At 69.4% G+C, this 9,015-nt stretch carries 8 protein-coding genes; 3 read left to right on the top strand and 5 right to left on the bottom strand.

Features of this window, described 5'->3' with window-relative positions:
* A partial coding sequence (locus tag LX88_RS43325) for a fasciclin domain-containing protein (protein ID WP_258953550.1) occupies positions 1–381 on the top strand: 381 nt, incomplete at its 5' end.
* A 153-nt stretch (positions 382–534) separates the two neighbouring features.
* On the opposite strand, the gene LX88_RS43330 is transcribed toward LX88_RS43325, so the two are convergent.
* From LX88_RS43330 to LX88_RS43345, 3 genes are all read right to left on the bottom strand, one after another.
* Positions 535–1,266, bottom strand: coding sequence for an anti-sigma factor (locus LX88_RS43330; RefSeq protein ID WP_308203497.1), 732 nt, complete (start codon positions 1,264–1,266; stop codon positions 535–537).
* Positions 1,263–1,469, bottom strand: a complete 207-nt coding sequence (locus LX88_RS43340; RefSeq protein WP_258953551.1) for a sigma-70 family RNA polymerase sigma factor — start codon at positions 1,467–1,469, stop codon at positions 1,263–1,265. Before LX88_RS43340 ends, LX88_RS43330 begins: the two co-directional genes overlap by 4 nt.
* Positions 1,470–1,552: 83 nt before the next feature.
* Positions 1,553–2,413 carry an IniB N-terminal domain-containing protein gene (locus tag LX88_RS43345; RefSeq protein WP_258953552.1) on the bottom strand — a complete coding sequence of 287 codons (861 nt, stop codon included), beginning with the start codon at positions 2,411–2,413 and terminating at the stop codon, positions 1,553–1,555.
* Positions 2,414–2,568: 155 nt separating this feature from the next.
* Between LX88_RS43345 and LX88_RS43350 the strand changes: the two genes are divergently transcribed.
* Positions 2,569–4,869 (top strand): LuxR C-terminal-related transcriptional regulator, encoded by a 2,301-nt coding sequence (locus LX88_RS43350; RefSeq protein ID WP_258953553.1) that lies wholly within the window; start codon positions 2,569–2,571, stop codon positions 4,867–4,869.
* A gap of 626 nt (positions 4,870–5,495) precedes the next feature.
* Here LX88_RS43350 and LX88_RS43355 read toward each other — a convergent pair.
* Positions 5,496–6,383, bottom strand: coding sequence for a LysR family transcriptional regulator (locus LX88_RS43355; protein ID WP_258953554.1), 888 nt, complete (start codon positions 6,381–6,383; stop codon positions 5,496–5,498).
* A gap of 163 nt (positions 6,384–6,546) precedes the next feature.
* On the opposite strand from LX88_RS43355, the gene LX88_RS43360 reads away from it, so the two are divergent.
* Positions 6,547–7,896 carry an MFS transporter gene (locus LX88_RS43360; protein WP_258953555.1) on the top strand — a complete coding sequence of 450 codons (1,350 nt, stop codon included), beginning with the start codon at positions 6,547–6,549 and terminating at the stop codon, positions 7,894–7,896.
* Between the two features lie 665 nt (positions 7,897–8,561).
* Here the strand turns inward: LX88_RS43360 and LX88_RS43365 are convergent.
* The coding region (locus LX88_RS43365; protein ID WP_258953556.1) for a transposase at positions 8,562–9,015 on the bottom strand (454 nt) is incomplete at its 5' end.

Below are 9,015 nucleotides of genomic sequence, written 5' to 3' on the forward strand. Positions count from 1 at the left end.
AACCCGCTGCTCACCACGCTCGTGAGCGCGGTGTCGGGCAAGCTGAACCCGAAGGTGAACCTGGTCTCGACGCTCAACGGCGCCGAGTTCACGGTCTTCGCGCCGGTCGACTCGGCGTTCGCGAAGATCGACGCCGCGACCATCGAGAAGCTCAAGACCGACGACGCGCTGCTGACCAAGATCCTGACCTACCACGTCGTGCCCGGCCAGATCTCCCCGGACAAGATCGCCGGTGACCAGAAGACCGTGCAGACCGGCACCGTGAAGGTCACCGGCTCCGGCAACGCGATCAAGGCCAACGACGCCAACGTCATCTGTGGTGGCGTGAAGACCGCCAACGCCACCGTCTACCTCATCGACTCGGTCCTGATGCCCGCCTGACATCTCCAGGGGCAGCAGTACCGCGACTCCGGGAACCGCGCTGTACAGGCGGTTCCCGGAGTTTTCACGTCTGCCGGTCGTCCAGCTGTCGCATGTGGACGCTCACGGTCCCGTCACGTCTCGATGTGCAGCTCGAAGCGGGTTGCGTCCGATTCAGCGAAGGACGATCGTGAGCACCGGAGCCCCGGTCGGGCTCGGTGATCCGCCGGCGGGCTCGACGGTGAGGACGGCTTCGCCCGCCCCCTGCATCCCGCTCACGAGCAGCGACGTCACGTCGCCCGCCGGACGCACGGTTCCCGCTGATCGTGGACCGCGGTCGTCCACCAGCCACAGCTGGTAGACGCGGTCACGTGGCAACGCGCGCAGGTCGTCTGCCAGGAAGAGCATCTCGTCGCGGCTGCGCGAGACCGCGACGGTTCCCGCGGATCCTCCGGCGGTGACGAGTCGCAGATCCGGTGCCGCCAGCAGGTCCCCGACGTGGGTGTGCGGAGAGGCGGCCGGGGGGACGATCGCCGAGGAGGTCAGGGCTCCGTGCACACCGGCCACCGCCGCGGCGGCCACACAGGCGGCGGAGATCAGAGCCGCGGCGCGCTGGAAGCCTTGACGTCGTGAGGAAACTGTCACGTTCTCCGAGGCCGGCGGCACCTGCCGCACGTGCCGGACCGCGCCCAGCACCTGTGATCGCAGGGCGTGCGGATGTACGTGCTCGACGGCGTCGCCGAGCCGGGCCGCGGTCTCCCTCAGTTCGGCCAGTTCGTCCGCACAGCCCCGGCACCTGCCCAGGTGTGCTTCGAACTCGGCTCGCTCGGCGTCGAGCAGCGCGCCGAGTGCATGGGCACCGGTCAGCAGGTGCGGGTTGATCGCACGCGTCAGTCCCGGTTTCACACTCGTAGTTCGGAGCTGGTCGACGGGCGGATTGCCTCACGCCGCGGGTCGTACTCCCATTTCGAGCCGGCCGAGCGCAGGGCTTCGAGTCCGAAGTGGAGTCTGCTGCCCAACGTCGCTTGCGGCACGTCCAGTTCCGCGGCCACGTCGCGGTACGACCGGCCACGAAGGTGGGTCTCCACGTCCGCGGCGGCACTTCTCATGACCGCACTCGCCGCCACACCGGCGTGACAACGCGATCGGCCCGCCTCTGGGGGCAGAGGCGGGCCGATCGGGGGATGACCTGTCAGAGGCTCAGGTCGAGGTCGTTGAGCACGCCACCGACGTTGACGTCGCCGAGCTCGCCGGAGATGTCGCCGATCTTGCCGAGGTCGCCGATCTCGCCGATCTCGCCGACGCCGGTCACGTCGCCGACGTTGCCCACGTGGGACACGACGTCGCCGACGTTGCCGACCTCGTGCAGCGACAGGTCGTTGCCGGTCACGTTGCCGATGGCGGAGGTGACGTCGCCGTTGAGCACGTCGTTCACGCCCAGGTCGCCGGTGTGCGCGGTGCTGGTGACATCGCCGACGACATCGGTGATGTGCGTCGTGCCGAGCACGTCGGTGCCGTTGCTGATGTCGCCGACGGTGTCGGTCACCTCGAGGTCGGTGACGGTCTTGGTGACGTCGGTGATCGTGCTCGTCCCGACGACGTCCAGTGCGCCGGACGGGTCGCTGAGCACGTCGAACCCGTTGGTGACGCCGTGCACGGCGGCGGTCAGGCCCGAGACGGCGCCGAGGACCGTGTTGTCGTCGACCTGCTGGCCGGCCGTGTCCTGCAGCGTGCTCATCAGGTCGAGCTGCTGGTCCAGGTCAAGGCCGGAGATCGTCGACCCGAAGTCGCCCACGGCGGTGGCCGGGGCGAAGTCGAGCACCAGCGGCAGCAGCTCCTGGATGTCGGACGGGTGCACGTCACCGAGGCCTGCCGCGTCGAGCGAGCCCTGCGGGTCGAGCTGGAAGGCCGACCGGGCGTCGGGGTCGCCGAGCAGGTTGAGGGTGAAGTCGTGCAGCGTCTGCGGCAGGTCCACGTCGAACTCCAGGTGCGTCGTTGTGCTGGTGCCACCGAAAGCTACGGAGAGCAGAGAGATCACCGCATCGGGTGACATGCCTGGTCATGTCCGGGTGAGTGGAGTCGGGGGTTGGTGCCACCACGCGTAGGGGGATAGGGGTGTATCCCGACCTTCGGACCGTGACCAAACCTGAACGGGTGATGCACCGAAGCACAGATGAAGAGGTAGGCCACCAGGAGGTTCACGCGCTCATGTCCCCGACGGCGGACACGCCCTTGCTGCTCGACGGCGAGACCACTCGAACGCTCGAGCGCGCACGCGGCGCGGACCACGTCGTGCTGACCGGGCCGGCCGGGTGCGGCAAGACGACGCTGCTGCGCACGTTCGAGCAGTCGATCGTCGTCGACGACGGGCACGTGCTCGGTGACGAGGAGGTCGACCGCCTGATCGAGGCGGTGCGTGCCGGAGGCCGGCTCGCCCTCGCCCACCGGCTGTGGCCGGACAACCGCGCACTGGGCAGACTGATCAGCGAACTGCCTGGTTCGGTCGTTCGAGTGCATCTCCGGCCGTTGTCGCGCGGCCACGTCCACTCCCTCGCCACCCTCGTGCGGAATGCCCCGGTCAGCGAGGAGTTCGCCGGGCGCCTGCACGAGCGAACCGGTGGCACGCCTGAGTTCGTGCTGGACGAGCTGTCACCCGAACCACGCATCGCGTTCGCCCGCCACCTCGACGGGCTGTCCGTCGCCGCGAGCGACCTCTTGCTGGCCCGCGCTCTCGGCGCCCCCTTCGACGTGGGACTACTTGCGACGGTGCTCGCACTGGACCTGCGCACGGTGTCGCACGCCATCGAGGCCCTCAGGTCGGCCGGCCTGCTCCAGTTCGACGGAGCACCCCTTCCCGTGGCCGCCGACGCGATCGAGGCGCTCGCGCCGGCGGAACAACGGGCAGACCTGCTGCGCAAGCTCGCTCTCACCCAGACCGAACGCGCACAGCCGGTGTGCCGCTACGCGCGGCTGCTGCTGGAACTCGGTGTGGTGGATCCCGGCCTCGCGGACGTGTTCACCGCCGCCGGTCACGAGGTGATCGACGACGACCCGGCGCTGGCGGCAAGACTGTTCACGGCGGCAGGCACCGGTTCGTCCGCGCTGCTGGCGCGGGCCCGCGCTCTCAGCGGCGACCTCGACGGCGCGGTCGGCGTGGTGGACCTCGAACACGCGAACGCGGAGGCGTTGCTGGTCGCCGCGACCGTGCTGACGTTGCGCGGGCAGGTCGGCCGCGGCGGCGAACTGCTCCAGCGCTCGGACAACGGCCTCGCTCTGGGCTTCGCCGTGACCGGCCTCCTCGGTGCCGGTCGCCTGCAAGAAGCCCGCACCGTCCAGCTCGGTGCACGGTCGCAGCCCGCCAGGTCCCTCACCGACGCCCTCGGGCACCGGCTGGCCGACGTGGTGCTCGAGACCGTCACCGGACCACCGATGGCCGCCGTCGCCGCCGCCGTGGCCACCGCGGGAGTGAACCAGGCCGGGTCCCGGGCCTTGGTGCAACCGGACAGTCCCACCGCGCTCGCCGCACTGATCTGCGTCCACGCGGGCGAGCTGACGGTCGCGAGGTCGTTGCTCACCAAAGCCGTCCAGGGTGACGACGGCAGGGGACTGCACGCGGACAGGCACCAGCTGTTGCTCGCCTGCGTGGAACTCCTGGGCGGCGATGCCGAAGCAGCACAACGACTCTCGCGCCCGGACCTCTCCAGAGAACCGCGGGAAGCCTTGCTCGCCGCGGCACTGGAACTGGGCGTCACCCGCCGCGCCGGAGACCTCCGTGCCCTTCGGTCGGCGTGGGAACCGGCCCAGCAGGCCCTCGTCGTGCACCCCGTCGACCTCTACACGCTGATCCCGCTGACCGAGATCGCCGTCGCGGCGGCCAGAATCGGCCAGTTCCACCGCGTCGAGACACACCTGAACGAGGCGTGGACGTTGCTCGGCAACCTGGACGACCCTCCACTGTGGTCGGTGTTGCCGCGCTGGAACGCCTTTCACGCCACACTTCTGCTCGGTGACCACCCAGCAGCGAAGGAACACCTCTCGGCGCTGGACGACGCAGCGGACGCGCTGCCGTTCGCCCGCGCGCTGTCGACCGCCGCACACTGCTGGAGCCAAGCCGGCCTCGGCGACGTGGACCACACACGCGTCGAGTCGGCAGCGCAGGAACTGCACGCCCACGGCATGCGCGCGGACGCGGCAAGACTCGCGGGGCACGCGGCCATGCACACCACCGACCGCAAGGCGATGACCCAGTTGCTCGACATCGCCCGCCAGTTCCACGGCACGAACGGCGGCAAGGGCAACAGCGGCGCTGAAGTCCTGAGCGAGCGCGAACAAGAGGTAGCCGCGTTGGTACGCGATGGGCTCACCTACCGCGAGGTCGGAGACGCGCTGTTCATCGCGGCCAAGACCGTTGAGCACCACGTCACCCGCATCCGCAACAAACTCGGCGCCAAGAACCGGCGTGAACTGGAACGCGCGTTGGAAGACATCGATCTGACGACTGCGAAGTAGTCACTCGATCAGGTGTGTTCGGTCACCACGCCGATCCGACCTGGGCCCGTCGTGCGGATGGAATGCGCGCGGATCGCGCACTCATCTGCCGATGAGGCGGGCACGGTTCGGCGCAGCCCCGCTTGGCAGAGGTCGACTACTGGACCGCAGCCGCGGTCCGGCGTCAACGCATCGCCGCCCGTGTACTGGACACTGCGTCGCGATGGGCACTGGGTGAGCAGAACCTGGTCCAGCTGACCCGCTTGTACCTGCTGCATGCGAAGGACAATCGAACTTCTCGTCGTGGGACGGAGAAGTGCGGCTACTCCGTGTGCGACCTGCTATCGGCCGCACCCCCGACAGCGGACACCGACGCGCTCATGAGAACGACGCGCGGGAATGGGAGTGCCGCCCGGCCCACCTCCCGTGCAGAGCTGGCGGACGTGCGCGGAACGCACGGCACACGGCGGAACTCGCGATCAGTCTCGCGGTCGTCAGCGCACTGGTCGTCACCGAGGCGGCGGGTTGACGCAGTATCGCCAACGGCTACGAGGCGCATCCGGCCGGTTGACCGCGGCGCCGTCCCAACGAAGGTGCGGCGGCCGTTGCTGATGCCGGCGTCCGTGGCAGGCGCCGGGGCGGTGTCGTCACGCCTTGACGGCCTCTTGCACGAGGGTGCGCAGCCATCGGTGGGCGGGGTCGGCGTCGAACCTGGTGTGCCAAAGCGAGGACACCGTCACCTCGGGCGTGGGAAAGGGCAGTGCGAAGGAGTGCATGTCCTGGCACAGGGGTGCGGCGTGGAGTTCGGCGACGGTGGCCACGAGATCTGAGGCCCTCGCAAGCGCCAGGGCGGCGCCGAGGCCGTCCACGACGGTCACGATGTCACGCCGCCGGCCGGCCGGGCGCAGGGCCTCGTCGACCAAGCCCTCCTCCACGCCGCGCCGCGCGACGTGGACGTGCCGTGCGGAGGCGTAGCGGGCCACGGTGATCTCACCGGTGGTCAGTGGGTGCCCGGCGCGCACCACCCCGATGAACCGGTCGGTCAGCAGCGGCTCGCTGAGCACGTCCGGTGTCAGCGGCCGGTCGATCACACCGGTTTCCAGGTCGACGCCGCCGGCACGCAACGGACCGGTGTCCTTTGTGGTCCTCCGCAGGAACCGCAGCCGCACTCCGGGCGCCTCCAGACCGACCGCCGCCACCAACCCGGGGCCGAACCGCTCGACGAACCCGTCGCCCACGCGCAGGGTGAACGTCCGATCGAGCGTGGCCGGGTCCAGTTCCGCGACCGGCCGCAGCACTTCCTCCGCGTCCCGCACCAGGCGGTGCACGCGGTCGCGCAACTCGATCGCGCGCGGGGTGGGCACGAGCCCGCGTCCGGACCGCACCAGCAGCGGGTCGCCCGTGGCGCGGCGCAGGCGGGCGAGTGCACGGCTCATCGCCGAAGGGCTCAGGGCGAGCCTTTCGCCGGCTCGGGTGACGCTGCCCTCCTCGAGCAGCACGTCGAGCGTCACCAGGAGGTTGAGGTCGCGGGCCATGCGCACAGGATCGCACGTGACCTGGCGTCGCGTGCACAAGTTCCTTTCCATCTTTGCGCCTTCCGCCAGGTCGGCCACGGACCTAGCGTCGATTGCACCTCCCCGACTCCACGAAGGCGCCATCACCTTGAGATCACTCCACAAGACGAAACAACCGGCTCTCATGTGGTCGCTGACCGCGTTGTCGCTGGCGATGCTGTTGCCGTCGCTGAGCACCAGCATCGCCACCGTCGGCCTGCCGAGCATTGCCACGGCGTTCGACGCGCCGTTCGGCGCCGTTCAGTGGGTCGTGATCGCCTACCTGCTGGCCACCACGACGCTGATCGTCGGCGTCGGACGGCTGGGCGACGCCATGGGCCGCCGCCGCGTCCTGCTCGGTGGCATCGCCGTGTTCACCGTCGCCACGCTGTTGTGCGGTCTCGCTCCGAACCTGCCGTTCCTGATCGCCGCCCGGGCGGTCCAGGGAGCGGGCGCCGCGTGCATGATGGCGTTGACCATGGCGATGGCGGCCGACGCCGTGCCAGAGGGACGTACCGGCGCGGCCATGGGCCTGCTGGGAACCACGTCCGCGGTCGGCACCGCGTTGGGGCCGGCCCTGGGCGGCGTCCTCGTCGGAGCCTTCGGGTGGCGTGCGATCTTCTTCGTCATCGTGCCGCTCGGCGTTCTGGCGTTCGCTCTCGCCCGCCAGGTCCTGCCCGGATCCCGGCGATCGCCCGCCAAGTCCCGCTTCGACGCCGTCGGCACAGCGTTGCTGGCGATCGCCCTAGGCGCCTACGCGGTGGCCGTGACCGTCGGGAGCGCTTCTCTCGCGGTCGGACTGCTCGTCACGGCAGTGGCTGGTTTCGTGGCGTTCGTGCTCGTCGAGCGTCGGGTCGCGGCCCCGCTGGTCGACATCGCGATGGTCCGCGACCCGGTCCTGGCCGCGGGCCTGACCACCAGTGCGCTCGTGACGACCATCGTCATGACAACGCTCGTGGTGGGTCCCTTCCACTTGGCGGGGACACTCGATCTGGCACCGGCCCTCGTCGGCCTGGTGATGTCGGCCGGCCCTGCGGTGTCGGCTCTCACCGGTGTCCCGGCCGGGCGTGCCGCGGACCGCTTCGGCAGTGGCGCGGTGGTCGTAGTGGGCCTTGGCGGCGTCCTCTGCGGCACGGCGGCGTTGTCCGTGATGCCCACGGGAGCCGGTGTCCTGGGCTACCTCCTCCCACTGGTCACCGTCACCTCCGGCTACGCGTTGTTCCAAGCGGCCAACAACACCGCTGTGATGGGACATGTGCCCGCGCACGAGCGGGGCGTGGTGTCCGGCATGCTGAACCTCTCGCGGAACCTCGGCCTCATCACCGGCGCCTCGGTCATGGGAGCGGTGTTCGCCTTCGCCGCCGGCACAACCGACGTCACCGCGGTAACACCGGTCGAGTCGGCCCGCGCGACGCACTGGACCTTCGGCGTCGCCGCGATGCTCGCCCTCCTGGGACTCGGAGTGATGCTGGGCGTGCGACGTCGCACGCACTAAGTGTCCGATCGCCGCGACGCCCGTCTTCAACACTCCACATCGGACTGCGGTTCGACCACGTCGAGTCGGTGTGCGTGGGCATGCCCGCCGAGAGCGCTGGCGCGTCGACGATGGCGAGTGCCACGGCTGGTCAGTCCGGCCGAGTCGGTGAGGTCGTCGCCGTTGAACGCCTTGGCCGTGCGTGCTCGCGTTGATCGGCCGCAAGCAGAACGCTCGACGTCGAACAGGACACCGTCGACCGGCCCTTCGAGGCGGCGACGGAACTCGTGATCATGGTGCCGCCAGTCGGGGCCGTGGCGAGTGCGAGCTGGTGGCGGCGACGCCGGGTCCAAGGGGCCTGGCAGGAGGTTCGTGGACAGCCCGGCGACCAGGAATGCTCGATGGTCATCAGCGAACTGGAAGCCGGAGGTCTGGTCCAGCGCGGCGGAGTGGTTGCGCTGGCACGCCGACGCGGGGTCGACAGCTTGACCGTCGTGAGCCAGGAACACACAAAGCATCGAAACCTCACGGCACCATCCTCAGCCGATTCGCCTGACGGCGCGCATCCGGGCGTGCACAATCGAGATCATGACCAAGAAGAAGCGCCGAGGAGTCTGGCTGGTCCTGGCGATCCTGCTCTTCCCGATCTACTTCGTGTTCAGGTGGCTCAAGCAGTTCGCCAACTCCTAAGCACCTGGCCAGAAGTCTTGTCCGAAACCTTGGGGTAGCCAGGGCGAAGTCCAGGGTGCGGCGGTGGTGAGTGTCTGCTCGGTGGTCCGGTCGCGGAAGTAGGCGTGGGTTTGGCGGACGCGACCGGCCATCGTGGCGGGTGCGGTGTTGGCGATGTGCTGTTTGAGACCGGCCCAGATGCGTTCGACTGGGTTGTCCTGTGGGCTGTATTTCGCGCCCTCGATCAACATCAGCCGGGGATGCTCGGCAAGCCACCGCCGGGCGATTCCACTGTGGTGGGTGCCGCCGTTGTCACAGATCACCGCGACGACCGGTGCATCGGGATAGGCGTCGAGCAGCATGTGCAGGAAGTAGCAGAACACCACGGAGACGTTCTTCATGGAGACGTGGTGGTGCCAGGTGCCGGTGGCGAGGTTGATCGCGCCGTGCAGGGTGCGGCGGATGTTGGTG

The sequence above is a fragment of the Lentzea californiensis genome (genome assembly GCF_024648825.1).
GTDB lineage: Bacteria > Actinomycetota > Actinomycetes > Mycobacteriales > Pseudonocardiaceae > Lentzea > Lentzea californiensis.

Bases quoted from the DNA above. Each gene is read 5' to 3' on its own strand.
- LX88_RS43350 (WP_258953553.1), top strand. From the start codon at position 2,569: ATGTCCCCGACGGCGGACACGCCCTTGCTGCTCGACGGCGAGACCACT.
- LX88_RS43345 (WP_258953552.1), bottom strand. From the start codon at position 2,413: ATGTCACCCGATGCGGTGATCTCTCTGCTCTCCGTAGCTTTCGGTGGC.
- LX88_RS43340 (WP_258953551.1), bottom strand. From the start codon at position 1,469: ATGAGAAGTGCCGCCGCGGACGTGGAGACCCACCTTCGTGGCCGGTCG.
- LX88_RS43360 (WP_258953555.1), top strand. From the start codon at position 6,547: ATGTGGTCGCTGACCGCGTTGTCGCTGGCGATGCTGTTGCCGTCGCTG.
- LX88_RS43355 (WP_258953554.1), bottom strand. From the start codon at position 6,383: ATGGCCCGCGACCTCAACCTCCTGGTGACGCTCGACGTGCTGCTCGAG.